15 protein-coding genes are annotated in these 17,874 nt (G+C 71.3%); 8 read left to right on the plus strand and 7 right to left on the minus strand.

Annotation, left to right across the window (positions count from 1 at the left end; translation table 11 throughout):
* Positions 1-13: 13 nt before the first annotated feature.
* Complete coding sequence (locus HPS01S_RS10460; protein ID WP_066155098.1) at positions 14-1,981, minus strand: hybrid sensor histidine kinase/response regulator; 1,968 nt, start codon at positions 1,979-1,981, stop codon at positions 14-16.
* A 106-nt stretch (positions 1,982-2,087) separates the two neighbouring features.
* Between HPS01S_RS10460 and HPS01S_RS10465 the strand changes: the two genes are divergently transcribed.
* Both HPS01S_RS10465 and HPS01S_RS10470 read left to right on the plus strand, forming a co-directional pair.
* Positions 2,088-2,729, plus strand: coding sequence for a histidine phosphatase family protein (locus tag HPS01S_RS10465; RefSeq protein WP_066155423.1), 642 nt, complete (start codon positions 2,088-2,090; stop codon positions 2,727-2,729).
* A gap of 16 nt (positions 2,730-2,745) precedes the next feature.
* Complete coding sequence (locus HPS01S_RS10470; protein ID WP_066155101.1) at positions 2,746-4,473, plus strand: lysoplasmalogenase family protein; 1,728 nt, start codon at positions 2,746-2,748, stop codon at positions 4,471-4,473.
* Here HPS01S_RS10470 and HPS01S_RS10475 read toward each other — a convergent pair.
* Together HPS01S_RS10475 and ruvB are read right to left on the minus strand one after the other, a co-directional pair.
* Positions 4,461-5,429 carry an SPOR domain-containing protein gene (locus tag HPS01S_RS10475; RefSeq protein ID WP_066155105.1) on the minus strand — a complete coding sequence of 323 codons (969 nt, stop codon included), beginning with the start codon at positions 5,427-5,429 and terminating at the stop codon, positions 4,461-4,463. The two genes, HPS01S_RS10470 and HPS01S_RS10475, sit on opposite strands and share 13 nt — an antisense overlap.
* 1 nt (position 5,430) lies before the next feature.
* Positions 5,431-6,489 carry a Holliday junction branch migration DNA helicase RuvB gene (gene ruvB, locus HPS01S_RS10480; protein WP_066155112.1) on the minus strand — a complete coding sequence of 353 codons (1,059 nt, stop codon included), beginning with the start codon at positions 6,487-6,489 and terminating at the stop codon, positions 5,431-5,433.
* A 98-nt stretch (positions 6,490-6,587) separates the two neighbouring features.
* On the opposite strand from ruvB, the gene HPS01S_RS10485 reads away from it, so the two are divergent.
* Positions 6,588-7,685, plus strand: a complete 1,098-nt coding sequence (locus tag HPS01S_RS10485) for a carbonic anhydrase (RefSeq protein WP_066155114.1) — start codon at positions 6,588-6,590, stop codon at positions 7,683-7,685.
* Here the strand turns inward: HPS01S_RS10485 and ruvA are convergent, their stop codons facing one another.
* Positions 7,686-8,264, minus strand: coding sequence for a Holliday junction branch migration protein RuvA (ruvA, locus tag HPS01S_RS10490; RefSeq protein WP_066155117.1), 579 nt, complete (start codon positions 8,262-8,264; stop codon positions 7,686-7,688).
* Positions 8,265-8,301: 37 nt separating this feature from the next.
* Here ruvA and HPS01S_RS10495 point away from each other — a divergent pair, with 37 nt between their 5' ends.
* Together HPS01S_RS10495 and ybeY are read left to right on the plus strand one after the other, a co-directional pair.
* Positions 8,302-9,276, plus strand: coding sequence for a PhoH family protein (locus HPS01S_RS10495; RefSeq protein ID WP_066155120.1), 975 nt, complete (start codon positions 8,302-8,304; stop codon positions 9,274-9,276).
* A 23-nt stretch (positions 9,277-9,299) separates the two neighbouring features.
* Positions 9,300-9,752, plus strand: a complete 453-nt coding sequence (gene ybeY, locus HPS01S_RS10500) for an rRNA maturation RNase YbeY (protein WP_066155126.1) — start codon at positions 9,300-9,302, stop codon at positions 9,750-9,752.
* Here ybeY and HPS01S_RS10505 read toward each other — a convergent pair whose 3' ends face one another.
* The 3 genes from HPS01S_RS10505 to HPS01S_RS10515 are packed head-to-tail and all read right to left on the minus strand — an operon-like array spanning position 9,753 to position 12,143.
* Positions 9,753-10,742 (minus strand): chorismate transformation FkbO/Hyg5 family protein, encoded by a 990-nt coding sequence (locus HPS01S_RS10505; protein ID WP_066155129.1) that lies wholly within the window; start codon positions 10,740-10,742, stop codon positions 9,753-9,755.
* Positions 10,743-10,776: 34 nt separating this feature from the next.
* A complete protein-coding gene (dtd, locus tag HPS01S_RS10510) occupies positions 10,777-11,217 on the minus strand; it encodes a D-aminoacyl-tRNA deacylase (RefSeq protein ID WP_066155132.1) in 441 nt (146 codons plus the stop codon).
* Positions 11,214-12,143, minus strand: coding sequence for a cation diffusion facilitator family transporter (locus HPS01S_RS10515; RefSeq protein ID WP_066155135.1), 930 nt, complete (start codon positions 12,141-12,143; stop codon positions 11,214-11,216). The genes dtd and HPS01S_RS10515 overlap by 4 nt, the downstream gene beginning before the upstream one ends.
* Positions 12,144-12,252: 109 nt before the next feature.
* Between HPS01S_RS10515 and glgB the strand changes: the two genes are divergently transcribed.
* The 3 genes from glgB to malQ are packed head-to-tail and all read left to right on the plus strand — an operon-like array spanning position 12,253 to position 17,839.
* Positions 12,253-14,148 carry a 1,4-alpha-glucan branching protein GlgB gene (gene glgB / locus HPS01S_RS10520; protein WP_066155138.1) on the plus strand — a complete coding sequence of 632 codons (1,896 nt, stop codon included), beginning with the start codon at positions 12,253-12,255 and terminating at the stop codon, positions 14,146-14,148.
* Positions 14,145-16,331 carry a glycogen debranching protein GlgX gene (gene glgX / locus HPS01S_RS10525; RefSeq protein WP_066155142.1) on the plus strand — a complete coding sequence of 729 codons (2,187 nt, stop codon included), beginning with the start codon at positions 14,145-14,147 and terminating at the stop codon, positions 16,329-16,331. The genes glgB and glgX overlap by 4 nt, the downstream gene beginning before the upstream one ends.
* On the plus strand, positions 16,328-17,839 hold the full coding sequence (gene malQ, locus HPS01S_RS10530) for a 4-alpha-glucanotransferase (protein ID WP_066155145.1): 1,512 nt from the start codon (positions 16,328-16,330) through the stop codon (positions 17,837-17,839). The genes glgX and malQ overlap by 4 nt, the downstream gene beginning before the upstream one ends.
* The last annotated feature ends 35 nt before the right edge of the window (positions 17,840-17,874 follow it).

Consider the following 17,874-nt stretch of genomic DNA (forward strand, 5'->3'; position numbering starts at 1 on the left):
CCGGCCGGCGCCGTCAGCGCCGCGGCGCCTCCATCAACGCGCGCACCGCGTCGGCCAGCGCATCCATGCTGTCCTGCTTGCCCAGCACATCGGACACCCCGGCCGCGGCCGCGGCATCTAGCAGCGCCTCGTTCACATGCCCCGAGACGATGGCGATGCGCAACCCGGGCCGCAGCGCATGCACCGCCTGCGCCAGTTCCACACCGCTCATGCCCGGCATGTTGTGGTCGGTCACGCACAGGTCCACCGGTTCCCGGCTGACGCGGAACCAGGCCAGGGCCTCCTCGCCCGACAGGAAGGTGCTGACCCGGTACCCCTGCTTGCGCAGCAGCCGGCCGGCCAGGAACACCAGCGCTTCGTAATCGTCCACGTAGACGATGTGCCGCCCCGGCGGCGCGGGAACGGCCGGTGGCGGTGCGGCGGGTGCAGGTGCCTCGGCGTCCGCGGCACCCGAGGCCAGCGGCAGGTAGACATCGAACCGGGTGCCTTCGCCCGGCGTGCTGTGCAGCGTGATCGCCCCCTGGTGCGCCTTGACGATGCCGTGCACCACTGACAGCCCCAGACCGGTGCCACTGCCCGGCGCCTTGGTGGTGAAGAAAGGCTCGAACACGCGCTGCTGCGTCGCCTCGTCCATGCCCGGGCCGTTGTCGGCCACGCTCAGCAAGGCATAGGCGCCGGGCGGCAGATGGCCCAGCCGCAGGGCCTGCGCCGCGTCCAGTTCCACCTCGTCCAGACTCACGGTGATGTCGCCAGATCGCTGATCCAGCGCCTGCCAGGCGTTGGTGCACAGGTTCATCAGCACCTGCTGCACCTGCGTCGCGTCGGCCAGCACCGGCAGCGGCGACGAGGCCAGGCGGGTGCTCAGCCGCACGCCCGCGGGCAGCAGCGAGCGCATCAGCCGCAGCGCCTCGTCCACCAGCGGCTTCAGTGGCTGGCGCTGCAGCTCCTGCGTCTGGCGCCGGCTGAAGGCCAGGATCTGCTGCACCAGCTGGCGCGCGCGGATCGCCGCGCGGTGGATCTCGGCCAGGCTCTCCTGGGCGGCGTGGTCCGGCCCCACGTCTTCGCGCGCCAGGGCCAGGTTGCCCAGGATGGCGGCCAGCAGGTTGTTGAAGTCGTGCGCCACGCCGCCGGCCAGGGTGCCGATGGCCTCCATCTTTTGCGACTCGCGCAGCTGCGTCTCCAGCGCCCGCTGCTGCGCCTCGGCCTGCTTGAGTTCGGTGATGTCCGTGTGCGTGCCCACCATGCGCAGCGGCTGGCCGTCGGCGTCGCGTGCGATCACCATGCCGCGCGACAGCACCCACTTCCACGACCCGTCCTTGCAGCGGATGCGGTGTTCGTTGCGGTAGAGGGCGGTGCGGCCGTCGAAGTGCGCCTGGCGGTCGGCCTGCATCTGGTCCACATCGTCCGGGTGGGTCCGCCCGTCCAGCTCCTGCGCGCGCGGCATCAGTTCCTCGTCGGTGTAGCCGTACATGGCCTTGATGCGCGGCGACACGTATTCGTCGCCGGTCACGAGGTTCCAGTCCCACACGCCGTCCCCGGCGCTGTCCAGCGCCAGCTTCCAGAGCGCCTCACTGTCACGCAGCGCCAGCTCGACCTGCATGCGCTCGCTGATGTCCTCGACCGTGCCTTCGTAGTAGAGCAGCCGCCCCTGCGGGTCGTACACCCCGTGGGCGTTCTCGTTCACCCAGCGGCGTTGCCGGTCGCGGTGGCGCACCACCTCGGAGACGAAGCCGCGCACGAAGCCGTCGCGCACCAGCTGCGCCTGGAACTCGGCCCGGCGGCCGGGCTGCACATACCAGTCGCTGCTGGCCCGGTTCACGTCGTCCAGCATGGCCTGCTCGTCGCTGTAGCCGTTGAGCTGCACCAGCGCCGGGTTGGCGCGCAGCATCACACCGTCCCTGGAACTCCGGTAGGCACCGATCGGCAGGAACTGGAACAGCGACGAGAAGTCCGCCACGCGGGCGTCGTGGTGTTCGGGCATCGCCGTATTGTGTCGCGTCGTCCTCCGGACCGGCCCATCGACCATCCGGTGGTCAGACCGTCCGTCCGGCGCTACAGTGACCGTTTTCTCACCCCGGGGCTTCTTCTTGCACGTCACCCGCATCATCGCCGTGCGCCACGGCGAAACCGCCTGGAACCGCGACACCCGCATCCAGGGCCACACCGACATCGCCCTGTCCGACAAGGGCCGCTGGCAGGCCGAGCGCCTCGCCCTGGCCCTGCGCGACGAACCCATCGCCGCGTTCTACGCCAGCGACCTCTCGCGCGCCTTCGACACCGCCAGCACCACGGCCCGTGCCCACGGCAAACCGGTGCAGACCCACAAGGGCCTGCGCGAGCGCGCCTTCGGCCGATTCGAGGGCCTGACCTGGGCCGAGATCGAGGCCCACCACCCGGAGGACGCACTGGCCTGGCGCAAGCGCGTGCCCGACTTCGCGCCACCGGGCGGCGAGTCGCTGCTGCAGCTGCGCGAACGCGTGGTCGCCGCCGTCGACGAGATCGCCGCGCGCCACCCCGGCGAACAACTGATGCTGGTGGCCCACGGCGGCGTGCTGGACATCCTCTACCGTGCGGCCACACGGCTGGAGCTGCAGGCGCCGCGCAGCTGGGACCTGAGCAACACCGCGGTCAACCGCCTGCTCTGGACACCCGAGGGCCTGGGCCTGGTGGGCTGGGCCGACACCGGACACCTGCAGGACGACGGGGCGCTGGACGAGAGCACCGCCTGAGCCACCGACGCCTGCCATGACACCGAACCAAGTCATCGTACTCGCCACGCCGGTGTTCCTGCTGCTCATCGCCATCGAGTTCTGGGTCGGGCGACGGCGCAGGCGCAACACCTACGCGCTGGCCGACACATTCAGCAGCATCGGCCTGGGCATGCTCAGCCGCATCGCCGACGTGTTCACGTTCGCGCTGCGCCTGGGCATCTACGTCTGGGTGCAGGACCACGCGGCCCTGTGGCGCAACGACGGTTTCTGGACCTCGTCCGCCGGCTGGCTGCTGGCACTGGTGTTCTACGACTTCCTCTACTACTGGAACCACCGCCTGGGCCACGAGGTGGGCCTGCTCTGGGCCGCGCACGTGGTGCACCACCAGAGCCAGCACTACAACCTCTCCACCGCGCTGCGCCAGCCCGCCAGCTACGCGCTGCTGGGCTGGGTGTTCTACCTGCCGATGGCGCTGGCCGGCGTGCCGCCGCTGGTGTTCGCGGTGGTCGGTCTGGTGGACCTGCTCTACCAGTTCTGGATCCACACCGAGCAGGTCGGCTCGCTCGGCCGCTTCGACCGCTGGTTCGCCTCGCCCTCGAACCACCGCGTGCACCACGCCGTGAACGACCGCTACCTGGACAAGAACTACGGCGGCATCCTGATGCTGTGGGACCACCTGTTCGGCAGCTTCGAACCCGAGGACCCGGAAGAACCCTGCGTCTACGGCACGCGCAAGCCGCTGCAGAGCTGGGACCCGGTCTGGGCCAACGCCGAGGTCTACGCGGGGCTGGCCCGCGACAGCGCGCGCACCGGCCGCTGGGGCGACCGGCTGCGCACCTGGATCAAGCCCCCCGGCTGGCGCGCGCCCGATGTGGCGGCGCGCTGGCCGACCCCGGCCTTCGACCTCGGCGCCGTGCAGCGCTTCGACCCGCCCGCCTCGCGCGGCGCGCAGGCGCTGGCGGCACTGGTGTTCGTGCTGCTGCTCGGCGGCGTCGCCTTCTTCCTCTGGACCGCCGACGCGCGCGCCCTGCCGGGCAACCTGGCCTGGACCGCCGCCCTGCTGGCCGGGCTCTGGGCGCAGGGCGCGCTGCTGCAGGGCCGCATAGGCCCGGGAATGGTGCTGATGGTGCTCAGCGCCGCGTTGGCCACACTCGCCGCCGCGGAAGGCTGGACCGAACTGCACCGGGTGTTCAAGCCGCTGACCATGCTGGTCGTCATCGGTCTGGTGCTGCGCGCGGACGTCCGCCACAAGGGCTGGCTGCTGGCCGCGCTCGCAGGCTCGCTGGCCGGCGACGCCTTCCTGATGTTCGAGGGCTTCTTCATCGCCGGCCTGGCGTCGTTCCTGCTCGCGCACCTGGCCTACATCGCCCGCCTGCGGTCCGACGCGCCCTGGTTCGCTGACCGGCGGGCGCTGGGAGCGGTGGGCGCTGTGGGTCTGGTGATGTACGCGCTGCTCTGGAGCGGAGGGCCGTGGAGCGGCGGTCTGCCGCCGGGCCTGCGGGCGCCAGTGGCGGCCTATGTGCTGGTCATCGCACTGATGGTGTCGCAGGCGCTGGGGCGGGCCCGCGTGCACGCCGATCCGGCGGCCTGGCGCGTGGCCGCGGGCGCCCTGTGCTTCATGCTCAGCGACACCCTGCTGGCGACCGACCGCTTCCTTGTGCCGCTGCCGGCGCGCGACCTGCTGGTGCTCTCGACCTACTACGCGGCGCAGGGCCTGATGGTGGCCGGCCTGCTGCCAGCGGCGCCGCGTCAGGGCGCGTAGACCCGGGCTTCGAGCCCCAGGGCCCGCACCTTCGCCGCGGCCTGCTCGGCCTCTTCGCGCCGCTCGAAGGGCCCCACCCGCACGCGGGTGAGCGGCCCCCGCGCCGACTCGATCGGGTCGTCCAGCACCGGCAGGCCGGCTTCGACCAGCCGCGCCTTGGCGCGCTCGGCGTTGGCCTCTCTGGCGAACATCCCCACGTTGACGCCGAAACCGCGCGGCCGGGGCCGAAGCACCGGCTCGGGCGCCGCCGGGGTGGGTGCAGCCGCCACGGGTTCGACAGGGGCTTGAACCGGCAGCACGGCGGGCGTTGCCGGCGGTGCCTCGGTGGGCGATGCCACGGGGGGCGACGGCAGGAGCCGTGGCGCTCGCTGCGGCGGTGCGGGCGACTGAACCTGCGCCGCACCCACAGCCGCCGGGCGCCACTGCTGCCCGACCACCCCGGCCAGCAAGGCCACCACCACCAGGACCGCAGCCGCGGCCACCAGACCCGCCACGCGCCAGCCGTACTCGGAACGCTCCAGCCGCTCCACCGCCTCCTGGAAACTGTCGGCCTGCTCGACAGCGGCGGCCACGCGCTCGCGCAGGCCCCGGTGCAGCCAGGCCATGCCCCAGAGCCCGGGCAGCGCGCACCACAACACCAGGGCCGACGCCGTCAGCCCGATCCGGATGCCCGTGGGCACGCCCTCGGCACGCATCCACAGCCAGCCCAGGGCCGCGGCGGCGGCGAGCGCCAGCCCGGCCTGCGCGAGCGCGGCGCCCCACAGCCGCCAGTACACCAGCCAGGCCAGCTGGCCCAGCGCCGCGCGCGTGTTCCACACCATGGCCGAGCGCCCACGCTCCTCGAAGCGCGCGATGACCGGGAGATAGGCGCTGGCGCCGGCCGGACCCAGCGCCGCGCGGTACAGCGTCGCCGCGCTGGCGGGCAGCCCGGTCGGGTCGTCCTGCGCCGTGTCCACGTCAGCCGGCGTCCTGGAACAGCTGATCGCCCGACTGCGGCGGCGCCACGCCCAGGTGGCGGTAGGCCGCCAGCGTGGCGGTGCGCCCGCGCGGCGTGCGCTGCAGATAGCCCTGCTGGATCAGGTAAGGCTCGATCACGTCCTCGATGGTGTCGCGCTCCTCGCCGATGGACGCCGCGATGTTGTCCAGCCCGACCGGGCCTCCGTCGAAGCGGTGGATCACGGCTTCGAGCAGCTTGCGGTCCATCAGGTCGAAGCCCTGCGGGTCGACATCCAGCATGGTCAGCGCGCGTCCGGCGATGTCGGCCGTGATGCGGCCGTCGCCCTTGACGTCCGCGAAGTCGCGCACGCGGCGCAGCAGGCGGTTGGCGATGCGGGGCGTGCCGCGCGAACGGCGCGCGATCTCGAACGAGCCGGCGGCGTCGATGGGCGCGTTCAGCAGGCCGGCGCTGCGCGTGACGATGCGCGAGAGCTCCTCGGCGGTGTAGAACTCCAGCCGCGCCACGATGCCGAAGCGGTCGCGCAGCGGGTTGGTCAGCATGCCGGCGCGGGTGGTGGCGCCGACCAGGGTGAAGGGCTGCAGGTCCAGCTTGATGCTGCGCGCCGCCGGCCCCTCGCCGATCATGATGTCGATCTGGTAGTCCTCCAGCGCCGGGTAGAGGATTTCCTCGACGACGGGCGAGAGCCGGTGGATCTCGTCGATGAACAGCACGTCGTTCGGTTCGAGGTTGGTCAGCAGCGCCGCCAGGTCCTTGGGCTTTTCCAGCACCGGTCCGCTGGTCTGGCGCAGGTTCACCCCGAGCTCCTGCGCAATGATGTGGCTCAGCGTGGTCTTGCCCAGCCCCGGCGGGCCGAACAGCAGCACGTGGTCCAGCGCCTCGGCGCGCTTCTTGGCCGCGCCGATGAAGATCTCCAGCTGCTCGCGCACCTTCTGCTGGCCCACGTATTCGTCCAGCAGCTTGGGGCGCAGGGCGCGCTCGATCGCTTCTTCCTTGGGCGAAAAAGTGGTGGCGGAAACGACCCGCGGTGCGGGGGCGAAATCGTCGGTCTGGATGCTCACGGAGCCGACTATACAGGCCCGTTTCCGGGGCGTTGCTCAAGTCGGGAGCGCCGCCTGCCGATACCCGAAAGACCCCCGTTTTTCGCCGCCACCCGACCATGAACCGCACCGCCGCCCACCGCCCAGCGACCCCGACGCTGATCCGGACCGCCCTCGCTTCGGCACTGGTCATGGCAGCGGCCTGGTGCCTGACGGCACCGGGCACGGCCCGGGCCTCCGATGCTCCCAGCCACTCCGCGCCGCCGCCGGCTCCCATCGCGATGCCGGTGGGCACGGCCAAACCCGGCGCCCAGCCCCGGAACGCCGCGGCGACCCCGGCCGGCGCAACGGCCGCCGAGTCCCGCTCCGACCCGCAGGCGGTCGCCGCCAAGATCAAGGCGGTGCTGGACAAGCACCGCGGCACCGAGGTCGCACCGCCCGCCAACCACCAGACCGCCGACCGGGTGGCCAAGGCCATCCGCAACGGCCACGCCGCGCCCGAGGCCCACGGCAGCCCCGCGTCCAAGGGGCACGACCCGCACTGGTCCTACGAGGGCGCCTACGGCCCCGAGCACTGGGCCCGCGTGAAACCCGAGTTCAACGTCTGCGCCATCGGCAAGCGACAGTCGCCCGTGCATATCCAGGAGACCACGACGCTGCAGGGCCCGGCCGAGCCGCTGCAGTTCGACTACCGACCCACTGGCGGCAGCGTGGTGAACAACGGCCACACCATCCAGGTCGACCTGGAGCCGGGCAACACCCTGAGCGTGCGCGGCGCCACCTACGAGCTGCTGCAGTTCCACTTCCACCACCCGTCGGAAGAGCGGGTCAACCACCGCAGCTTCGCCATGGTCGCGCACCTGGTGCACAAGAACCACGAAGGCCAGCTGGCGGTGGTGGCGGTGCTGATCGACCCGGGCGCGGCCAACGGGCTGATCAACAAGGTGTGGACCCACATGCCGCTGGACAGCGGCGACCGGGTGCGCCTGCCCGCCGGGCTGATCGACCTGCGCGAACTGCTGCCCGCCGACCAGCGCTACTACCAGTTCATGGGCTCGCTCACCACGCCGCCCTGCACCGAGGGCGTGCTGTGGAATGTGCTCAAGACCCCGGTGACCGTGAGCCGGGAACAGCTCAAGCTGTTTTCACAGATTTTCCCGAACAACGCCCGCCCGGTACAGGCGCTCAACGGGCGGATCGTGCGCGAGGCGCAGTGATCACTTCGCCAGCGACTTCAGCGCCAGCTTGATGCCCTCGCTCACGCCTACGCCGGCCGGCAGCGCCTTGAGCGCCGCTGCGGCGTCCTTCTCGTTGTAGCCCAGGGCCATCAGCGCCTGCTGGATGTCGCTGGCCGCGTCGCCCACGGCGGCGGCTGCGCCCGGCAGCGGCAGGTCGGCGCCCAGCTTGCCCTTGAGTTCGAGCAGCAGGCGCTCAGCGGTCTTCTTGCCGATGCCCGGCACCTTGACGATGCGACCTGCCTCCTGCGCCGTCACCGCCTGTGCCAGCTCGGCGACGGACAGGCCCGAGAGCACCGAGAGTGCGGTGCGCGGACCGATGCCGCTGATCTTGATGAGCTGGCGGAAGGCCTCGCGCTCGGCCGCGCTGCCGAAGCCGTAGAGGATCTGCGCGTCCTCGCGCACCACGAAGTGCGTCAGCAGCGACACCTTCTCGCCCGCCGCCGGCAGGTTGTAGAAGGTGCTCATGGGCACGTCGACCTCGTAACCGACCCCGTGGCAGTCGATCAGGATCTGGGGCGGATTCTTTTCCAGCAACGTGCCGGTCAGCTTGCCTATCATTGAGGGCCTTTCACCAATCAGCCCGGGATTATCTGTTTTGATCCTCCGCCACACCTTCTCGCCGCCCGACAACACCCGCATGGCCCACCTGTGCGGCCCGATGGACAGCCACATCCGCAGCATCGAGGCGGCGCTGCAGGTCAAGGTCGCGCACCGCTTCGAACAGTTCCGGATCGAAGGCCCCAAGGCCAAGGCCAACCAGGCGCTGGAGGTGCTGCAGGCGCTGTACGAGATGGCGAAAAAGCCCATCCCCGAAGAGAAGGTGCAACTCATGCTGGCCGGCGACACCGCGCTGCCGCCCGGCGGCGACGAGGCCACCGCAATGCAGACGCGCCGCGGCGAGGTGCGCGGGCGCACGCCCAACCAGGCGCGCTACCTGGACAACATGGCCACGCACGACATCACCTTCGGCATCGGCCCGGCCGGCACCGGCAAGACCTACCTGGCGGTGGCCTGCGCGGTGGACGCGCTGGAGCGCAGCGCGGTGCAGAAGATCGTGCTGACGCGCCCGGCCGTCGAGGCCGGCGAGAAGCTGGGCTTCCTGCCCGGCGACCTGGGCCAGAAGGTCGACCCCTACCTGCGCCCGCTGTACGACGCGCTGTACGACCTGATGGGCTTCGACAAGGTGCAGAAGGCCTTCGAGCGCCAGCAGATCGAGATCGCGCCGCTGGCCTTCATGCGCGGGCGCACGCTCAACCACGCGTTCGTGATCCTTGACGAAGCGCAGAACACGACCGTGGAACAGATGAAGATGTTCCTCACCCGCATCGGCTTCGGCAGCAAGGCCGTGGTCACCGGCGACGTGAGCCAGATCGACCTGCCGGTGACCCAGCTCTCGGGCCTGATCGACGCCGAGCGCGTGCTCAAGCGCGTGACCGGCATCGCCTTCAACCGCCTGACCAGCGCCGACGTGGTGCGCCACCCGCTGGTCGCCCGCATCGTCGACGCCTACGAGGCGCGCAGCCCCGGCGTGGCCGAGGCCCCGCGCGGCGGCCGCCGCAAATCCGCCTGACCCACCCGCCCGACGCCCCGACCATGGCCCTGCCTTCGCTTTCGCTTTCCCTGCAGTTCGGTGACCTGAAAGACGCCGCCCGCCACCGCGCCGCGCTGCCGCGCCACACCGTGATCCGCTGCATCCGCCACGCGCTGGAGGTCGACGCCGAGATCACCGTGCGCATCGTCGACGCCGACGAGGGCCAGGCGCTCAACCGCGAATACCGCGGCAAGGACTACGCCACCAACGTGCTGACCTTCGACTACGCCACCGAGCCGGTGGTGATGGCCGACCTGGTGCTGTGCGCGCCGGTGGTGGCGCGCGAGGCGAAGGAACAGAAGAAGACCCTGGCCGCGCACTACGCGCACCTGCTGGTGCACGGCACCCTGCACGCGCAGGGCTGGGACCACGAGACCGGCGAGGAAGACGCCGAGGCGATGGAAGCGCGCGAGATTCAGATCCTCGCCGGGCTGGGCATCAAGAACCCGTACTGATCAGCGGACACACTGCCCCTCGATCTCCACCAGCAGATCGGCGCGGCACACATCGGCCAGCACATAGGTCACCGGCGCGGCGCCCAGGCGCTGCGCGACCACCTCGCGCACGGTGGCCAGGTCGGCCGGGTGGCGCACATAGGCCCGGTAGCCCAGGTCGCCCAGCGCGAACGCGCCGCTGCGGGACTTCAATGACGCCTCGGCCAGCACCGCCGCGATGTTGTCCAGGCTCTCGGCCGTCTGCGCCCGCACGTCGCCCCGGTGCACGGTCTCGTGCCCGACGATGCTGGCGGTGCCCGAGACGAACAGGATTTCCTGCCCCGGCGGGTGCACCAGCGCGGCGCGCGAGAAGGTCGGGCTGCGCGGACCGTAGCGGTCCGGATAGAGGAAGGCGCTGACCTGGCGCGGGTTTTCGACCGGCACGATGGGCGTCGGCCCGGCCAGGAAGGCCACCGTCAGCGGACCGGACGCCACGCCCAGCGCGCAGGCCGCCGGCACCCGCCCCACCACGCTGCGCGCCCCGGCTTCGAAGGCATCGCCGCGGCCGATGTTGAACTGGCGGTAGCGCTCCAGCCCGTCGGCTTCGCCGTTGATGTCGGCCATGTAGTTCCACAGCCGCCACAGGTGGGGCAGGCCCTGGGCATCGAGCAGCTGGAAGATGCGTGCGTAGATGTCGAAGGCCGCCTGCTGCAGGGCGCTGCGGCCGGCCTCGGGGACCACGCCAGCCTCCTGCACATCAATCACCCCGAACAGCAGGTCGCCGCCGCGGCGCCACGCCACCCCCTCATGCCCGCCGGTCAACACCGGCGCACCGTCCGGCAGCAGCCAGCACTCCCGCAGCGCCTCGCCACCGTCCAGCACCAGGGTCGGCAGGTGCTGCAGCGGCCAGGCCACCGCGGGCGGCGACGCGGCGCCGACGTGAAAGCCACCCAGCACCTGCCCGGTCGGCAACGAAGAAAAGGAACGGAGGCTCAGGAGCGACAGGCTCATGCGGTCAACAGCGAAAGAAACAGGAAGAACGCGCTCAGTGCATGCGCATCGGGATGGTGACCGGGCCGTCGTTGACCAGGTGCACCTGCATGTCGGCGCCGAAGCGCCCGGTGGCGACCAGCGGGTGCTGCGCCCGCGCCAGCCCGACGAAACGGTCGTACAGCGCCTCGCCCAGGGCCGGTGGCGCTGCGCCGGTGAAGCCCGGCCGGTTGCCGCCGCTGGTGTCGGCCGCCAGGGTGAACTGGCTGACGATCAGCAGGCCGCCGCCCTCGTCCTGCACGCTGCGGTTCATCTTGCCGGCCTCGTCGGCAAAGATGCGCAGCTTCAGGATCTTGGCCAGCAGTTTCTGCGCCACGGCCTCGGTGTCGTCGGGTTCGGCACAGACCAGCACCAGCAGGCCGGCGCCGATCTGCCCGACCGTCTCGCCAGCGATGTCGACGCGGGCCTGGCTCACCCGTTGCAGCAGCGCGATCATTTCAGGTCCGCCTCATCGTAGAAATGCGCCTCCACGTCCGAGGGCAGCAGCTGGATGCTGGCGCGCAGCCCCGGCACCGCGCTCATCAGCGCCTGTTCCACGCTGGTGCGCACCGCAGCCGCACGGCCCAGGGTCCAGGCCGCGGGCATGTGCATGTGCAGGTCCACGAAGCGCCGCTGGCCCGCCTTGCGGGTGCTGACGTGGTCGAAGCGGATGATCTGCGTGTCGCCGCGCGTGTGGGCAAAGCCGGCCAGGGTCTGTTCGATGGTGGCCAGCACCTCGGGCTCGACCGCCTCGTCCATCAGGCCCTGGGTCGAGCGCCAGATCAGGTGGAAGCCCTCCTTGAGGATGTTCAGCGCCACGCCGATGGCCACCACCGGGTCCAGCCACATCCAGCCCGTGAGCTGCACCAGCGCGATGCCCGCCACCACGCCGGCCGAGGTCCAGACGTCGGTCACCAGGTGTTTGCCGTCGGCCTCCAGCGCAATCGAGCGGTGCTCCTTCGCCGCGCGGAACATCACCCAGGCCAGCAGGCCGTTGAGCGCCGAACTGGCCACCGACAGCGCCAGCCCCCAGCCCACCTGCTCCAGCGGCTGCGGGTCGAGCAGGCGCTGACCGGCGGTCCAGACAATGCCCAGCGCCGCGACGATGATCAGGATGCCCTCGAAGCCCGAGGAGAAGTACTCGGCCTTGTGGTGGCCGTACGGGTGGTCGTCGTCGGCCGGACGCGCGGCGATGGTGACCATGACCAGGCCGAACACCGCGCTGGCCAGGTTCACCAGCGACTCCATGGCGTCCGACAGCAGGCCGACCGAGTCGGTGACCCACCAGGCCAGGGTTTTGAGGGTGATGGTGATGACGGCCACCACCACCGACGCCATGAGCAGGCGGCGGGGTGTGAGCCAGGATGAAACAGAAGGACTCATGGTCCGATTGTCGCCCGGCGATCTGGTGAAACTTTGGCGCCTGAAGCGTGTAATTTTGTAACCACCCGGTATCCATTCGGTGCCAGAATGACCCGGGAGCGAGACAAGCATGAACCACCCCACCCCCGCTGACGACACGTTCTGGATCGGTCCCACCGACGCCTGGCTGCTGGCCGAGGGCAGGCACCTGCGGCCCTGGCAGAAGCTGGGCGCCCACCCCACCACACTGGGGGGCCAGAGCGGTGTGGCTTTCGCGGTGTGGGCACCGGCCGCGCGCTGGGTCGGGCTCAGCGGCGACTTCAACGGCTGGCAGCCGCAAGGCATGCGCCACCGGCCCGAGTGCGGTGTGTGGGAGCTGTTCGTGCCCGGCGCGGGCGTGGGGGCCTGGTACAAGTTCCAGGTCGAGGGGGCCGACGGCCGCACCGTGATGAAGACCGACCCCTACGCGCGCGAGACCGAGCTGCCGCCCGGCAACGCGGCCCGGGTCTGCGAGCCGCTGCGCAGCGCCCCCGCCCCGTCCGGCCCGCACCAGAGGCCGCCCGTGCCGATGGCGATCTACGAGGTGCACGCCGGCTCCTGGAAGCGCCCCGGCGGCCGGGACGTGATGCCCACCTGGGACGACCTGGCGCAGCACCTCGTGCCCTACGCCACCAGCCTGGGCTTCACCCACCTGGAGCTGCTGCCGGTCAGCGAACACCCCTTCTACGCCTCCTGGGGCTACCAGCCCACCGGCCTGTACGCACCCACCGCGCGCTATGGCCGGCCCGACGGCTTCCGGCGCTTCGTCGACGCGGCCCACGCCGCCGGCCTGAAGATCATCCTGGACTGGGTGCCGGCGCACTTCCCGGCCGACGAACACGCGCTGGCCCGCTTCGACGGCACGGCACTCTACGAACACGCCGACCCGCGCGAGGGCTTCCACCGCGACTGGAACACCCTGATCTACAACTTCGGCCGCCACGAGGTGAAGAACTTCCTGGTCGGCAATGCGCTGTACTGGATCGAGCAGTACGGCATCGACGGGCTGCGCGTGGACGCGGTCGCCTCCATGCTCTACCGCGACTACAGCCGTCCTGCGGGCGAGTGGGTACCCAACAAGGACGGCGGGCGCGAGAACTACGAGGCCATCGCCTTCCTGCGCGAGGTGCACGAGGTGCTGCAGCGCGAGGCGCCGCAGGCCATGACCGTCGCCGAGGAGTCGACCGCGTTCCCGCAGGTCACCGGCGCGGTGCAGCAAGGCGGCCTGGGCTTCGACCACAAGTGGAACATGGGCTGGATGCACGACACCCTGGCCTACATGTCGCAGGACCCGGTGCACCGGCGCTGGCACCACCACAAGATGAGCTTCGCGATGATGTACGCCTACAGCGAAGACTACGTGCTGCCGCTCTCGCACGACGAGGTGGTGCATGGCAAAGGCTCGCTGCTGGGCAAGATGAGCGGCGACCCCTGGCAGAAGCTGGCCAACCTGCGCGCGCTCTACGCCTGGATGTACGCGCACCCGGGCAAGAAGCTGCTGTTCATGGGCGCCGAGCTGGCCCAGCCCACCGAGTGGAACCACGACGCCGAGCTGCCCTGGCACCTGCTGGAGCAGCCGGCCCACGCCGGCGTGCAGAACCTGGTGCACGACCTCAACATGCTCTACCGCCAGCAGCCGGCGCTGCACGCGCGCGACACCGACCCCGACAGCTTCCGCTGGCTGGTGGTGGACGACGCCGACCAGTCGGTGCTGGCCTTCGTGCGCTTCGGGCGCGCGCTGGAGGACACCCTGGTCGCGGTGGCCAACTTCACACCCGTGGTGCGCCACGACTACCGCGTCGGCCTGCCGCACGACGGCGCCTGGACCGAGCGCCTGAACACCGATTCGAGCCACTACGGTGGCAGCAACGTGGGCAACCACGGGCGCGTGCAGGCGCAGCACCAGCCGCTGCACGGCCAGGGCTGGTCGGCGCCGCTGACCCTGCCGCCGCTGGGCGTCCTCTGGCTGCAACCCGAGAAGACATGACACACACGGCCGCACCGGCGCTCGGCGCACACCTGGTCTGCGAACACGGCCAGGACGGTGTGCGTTTTGACGTCTGGGCGCCCGAGGCCACGGCGGTGGAGGTGCAGCTGTTCGGACCGGACCGCACGCCCACCGGCGTGCTGCCGCTGGACGCGGTGGGCGATGGCCTCTGGTCGCGCTTCGTGCCCGGCCTCGGCGCCGGCCAGGCCTACGGCCTGCGCGCCCACGGCCCCTGGAACCCCGAGGCCGGGCAGCGCTTCAACCCGGCCCGACTGCTGATGGACCCCTGGGCGTCCGGCTTCGTGGGCGACACCGCCCGGCTGGCGCTGCAGACCGGCCACGCGGTGGCCAACCCGCTGCAGCCGGTGGAGTCCTGGGCGCAGCACCGGCCCGAACCCGCGGACAACGCTTCGTCCATGCCCCGCTGCCTGGTGGTCGACACCACGGCCGAGCTGGCGGCGGGCGCCGCGATCGCCCCCGGCCCTGGCACCGCGCCCGACCGCGTCGTGCTCTACGAAGCTCACGTCAAAGCCCTGACACGCTTGCACCCGGAGGTTCCGCCCGCGCAGCGCGGCACCTACGCCGGTCTCGCCCACCCGGCGATGCGGGACCACCTGCGCCGCCTGGGTGTGACCACGGTCTGCCTGCTGCCGGTGCACGCCTTCATCAGCGAGCGCCACCTGCTGGCGCGCGGCCTCACCAACCACTGGGGCTACAACACACTCAACGCCTTCGCGCCGCACGCCGGCTACGCCGCCTGCACCGCCGGGCGCGACCCCGTGGACGCCGACGAGGCGCAGGCGGTGCGCGACGAGTTCCGCGCCATGGTGGATGCGCTGCACCGCGCCGGCATCGAGGTGGTGCTGGACGTGGTGTTCAACCACACGGCCGAAAGCGATCTCGACGGCCCCACGCTCTCGTGGCGCGGCCTGGGCCAGAACCACTGGTACGCCATGGGCCCGCTCGGTGTGCCGCACAACTTCAGCGGCACCGGCAACAGCCTGAACGTGAGCGAGCCGCGCGTGCTGCAGTGGGTGATGGACAGCCTGCGCTGGTGGGTCGCGGCCTACGGCGTCGACGGCTTCCGCTTCGACCTCGCGGTCTCGCTCGGCCGCGACGCCTCGCAGGGCCACCGCTTCCAGCGCCACCACGCGCTGCTGGCCGCCATGCGGCAGGACCCGCTGCTGCGCGGCGTGCGCCTGATCGCCGAACCCTGGGACATCGGCCCCGACGGCCACCACACCGGCGGTTTCGCGCCCGGCTGGCTGGAATGGAACGACGCCTTCCGCGACGGCGTGCGCGCCTTCTGGCTCGGCCACCCGGCCTCGCGCGGCGAGCTCGCCACCCGCGTCTGCGGCAGCAGCGACAAGTTCCGCCACAGCGCCCGCACACTGCTGGCCAGCGTGAACCTGCTGACCGCCCACGACGGTTTCAACCTGGCCGACCTCACCGCCTATGCGCGCAAGCACAACCGGGCCAACGGCGAAGACAACCGCGACGGCCATGGCCACAACCTCTCGGCCAACGGCGGCACCGAAGGCCCCACCGACCAGCCGGCCGTGCTGCGGCGGCGCGGTCGCTGGCGCCGCGCGCTGCTGGCCACGCTGTTCTGCGCCCAGGGCACGCCGCAGCTGCTGGCCGGCGACGAGATCGGCCACAGCCAGCGCGGCAACAACAACGCCTACTGCCAGGACAACGCCCTGACCTGGCTGGACTGGCCGCACGCCGACCCGGCGCTCGCGGGCTTCGTGGCCGGCCTCACCGCCCTGCGCCGCGCCCACCCCGGCCTGCGGCAGGCGCGCTGGTTCGACGGCCGGCCGCCCGGGGATGGTGCCGCGCCCGACATCGCCTGGTTCGACACCGACGGCGCGCCGCTGAGCGCCGCCGCCTGGCGCAGCCAGGAGCACCGCACGCTGGCCGCCATCATCACGGTCGGCGAGGGCGGCCAACCCGCGCAGGAATCCCTGCTGGTGGTCTGGCACGCGGGCGAAGCCGCCGAGTTGCAGTTGCCACCAGGGCTCTGGGCGCTGCGGCTGGACAGCGCCCGGGCGCTGGTGGTCGCGGGTCCCGACGCCCCAGATGGCCCCAGTGTCGAAGGCCGGCTGCTGCTGAGCGAGCCGACGGTGTGCGTGCTGGTCCGGGCCTTGCATGGCCCGCCTGTCCCTTCCGCCCCCGACTCATGAACACCAGCGTCCACCCCCTGCTCGCGCGCCGCTCCAGCGGTGTGCTGCTGCACATCACCAGCCTGCCCGGCCCCCACGGCTGCGGCGACCTCGGCCCCGCTGCGCGACACTTCGTCGACTGGCTGTCCGCGGCCGGCCAGTCGCTCTGGCAGGTGCTGCCGCTTTCCCCCGCCGGTCCGGGCAACTCGCCCTACCAGAGCGTCTCGGCCTTCGCCGGCAACCCGCTGATGGTCGACCTCGACGACCTGGTGCGCCAGGGCTGGCTGCCCTGGACACCGCGCCAGGGCTTCGACCACCACCGCTGCGACTTCGAACGCGTCGCCCCCTGGCGCATGGCCTGCCTGCGCAAGGCCTGGAACGGTTTTTCCGAGCGCGCCAGCGACGAGTGCCGCGCCGCCCTGGCCGACTTCTGCGCCGAACACGCGCACTGGCTGGACGACTACGCACTGTTCATGGTGCTGGACGAGCGCTACGGCGGCCCCTGGTCGCGCTGGCCCGCGCCGCTGGCCCGGCGTGAGGCCGCCGCGCTGGACGAGGTGCGCGCGCAATCGGCCCACGCCCTGGGCTTCTGGCGCTTCGTGCAGTGGCGCTTCTGGGTCCAGTGGCAGGGCCTGCGCGACTATGCGCGCTCGCAAGGTGTGCACATGGTCGGCGACGCCCCGATCTTCGTCGCCCACCACAGCGCCGACGTCTGGGGCCACGCCGAGCAGTTCCTGCTGGACGAGCGGCTGGAGCCGCACGTGGTGGCCGGCGTGCCGCCCGACTACTTCAGCCCCACCGGCCAGCGCTGGGGCAACCCGCTCTACAACTGGGACACCATGGCGCACCACGGCTACCGGTGGTGGAAGGACCGGCTGGCGCACCAGTTCCGGCAGGTCGACATCGTGCGGCTGGACCATTTCCGCGGCTTCGAGTCGCACTGGGAAATTCCCGCCAGCGAACCGACCGCGGTGGCCGGCCAGTGGCAGCCGGGGCCGGGCCTGCGCTTCTTCGACGCCATCACCGACGAGCTCGGTCCGCTGCCCATCATCGCGGAGGACCTGGGCCTGATCACCCCCGAGGTCACTGCGCTGCGCGAGGCCTGCGGCTTCCCGGGCATGCGCATCCTGCAGTTCGCCTTCGGCAGCGGGCCGAAGAACCCCTACCTGCCGCACAACCTGGAACGCCACGCCGTGGCCTACACCGGCACCCACGACAACGAGACCACGGTGGGCTGGTGGAACAGTGCACCCGCGGGTGAGCGCCACGCGGCGCTGGACTACCTGGGCCCCTGCATCGCCACCGAGCCGCACTGGACCCTGGTGCGCGCGGCCTCGCAGTCGGTGGTCAACACCGTGGTGGTGCCGTTCCAGGACGTGCTCGGCCTGGACACCCGCCACCGCATGAACACCCCCGGCATGGCCACCGGCTGCTGGGAGTGGCGCTTCGAATGGAATCAGGTCAACCACGAGCCGGCCGAACGCCTGGCCGCGATGACCCGTGCCCATGGGCGATGGCAAGCACCCTGAACACCCCCTTCACCACAACAACCACCGGAGACAAC

Origin of the sequence: Hydrogenophaga pseudoflava NBRC 102511, assembly GCF_001592285.1 — a bacterium.
GTDB lineage: Bacteria > Pseudomonadota > Gammaproteobacteria > Burkholderiales > Burkholderiaceae_C > Hydrogenophaga > Hydrogenophaga pseudoflava.